This window comes from Oleiphilus sp. HI0079 (assembly GCF_001635105.1).
Genome location: NZ_LWFT01000707.1, coordinates 1 through 1,181, shown reverse-complemented (window position 1 = coordinate 1,181; position 1,181 = coordinate 1). Strand labels below are relative to the sequence as shown.

Annotated in this window: 1 protein-coding gene; it reads right to left on the bottom strand. The window is 50.6% G+C overall.

The features are described 5' to 3' along the window. On the bottom strand, nucleotides 1-1,181 hold a 1,181-nt coding region (locus tag A3750_RS12905; RefSeq protein ID WP_197475024.1), incomplete at both ends, for an Hpt domain-containing protein.

Genomic DNA, 1,181 nt, shown 5'->3' with positions numbered 1-1,181 from the left:
GTTCCTGAGCCTCCTCCGCAAACATCTCCAGAACCTCTTGGTCAAAAGCATCATCTTCCTCAGCTTTTGCCTTCGAACGAGATTTCATGATTTGGTCGCGCAGCATATGCTCTAGCGCTTCGGTCAGGCGTAAAAACTGATCAGCATGCTCTGCCGGACCATCAGCCAAAAGTTGCGCCCCAGACTGAACACTTTTCTGCAGCGCGCTCCAGTCTTGCAGATCGCCGCTTACAAAGGCATCGAGACACTCAACTGTTTTAGCCAAGAACTCATTGTGCGCTCTAGATTCCCGTATAGCGGGTTGAGCAAGTAACGTTTTTATTCCCTGCTGCAGCTCAGGGACACCGGCAATATGCTCCTCATCGTTACTCCAAACAGTTAACGCTTCATTGACACTTTCTACCGCACGACTATACGCATCCGCTTCGCTAGAAACGCCCGTCTTGGTTTCGCTTTCAAGATCTTTTGAAGGTTCAGAACTTTCAACAGGATCTTCACCCTGAGTGTCCACGTCCTGCTGCTCTGGCTCTGGCTCTGGCTCTGGCTCAGATTCCAAACTATCTGGAGTGCTAGAAACTTCTATCTCTTGCGAATCTTGCTCCGTAAAAGGCTCATCAGATTCTGAAGGCGCTTGCTCGACTGATGGCGTTTGCTCGGCTGATGGGTCTTGCTCCTCTAGCTCTGAGATTTCCGGAGACTCTTGCGCAGCCGTAGCCTCACCACTTGGCTCTTCAGATCCAATAGACTTTCCGGAAATAACCGCTTGCACGGATTGCAGAAGTGCCGACGCGTCACTTGGAACCAAACCTTGCTCAACGGAGTCGACCATCGCTGCAAGAGCATCATGGCACTTTAGACAAAGCTCAATAACTTCATCACTTGCAACGGTCTGCGCATCGACTGTTCGCTCAAACAAGGTTTCCAGCTCATGAGACAGGTCACCGATCGCGGTCACCTCGGCCATGCGCGCACCGCCTTTTAAGGTATGAAGATCACGCTGGAGCTCACCAACTAACTCAAAATTGTCGCTCTCACTTTGCCATTGATGTAAAAGCTCTCCAGAGTTCGCAATCAATTCCTGGGCTTCCTCCAGAAAGATCTCTGCTAGCTCGGGATCTAATTCTGCTAAAGCCTCTCCCGCCTTTTCAGGTTCGGCATCCGCTTCGATAAACTCAGGAATA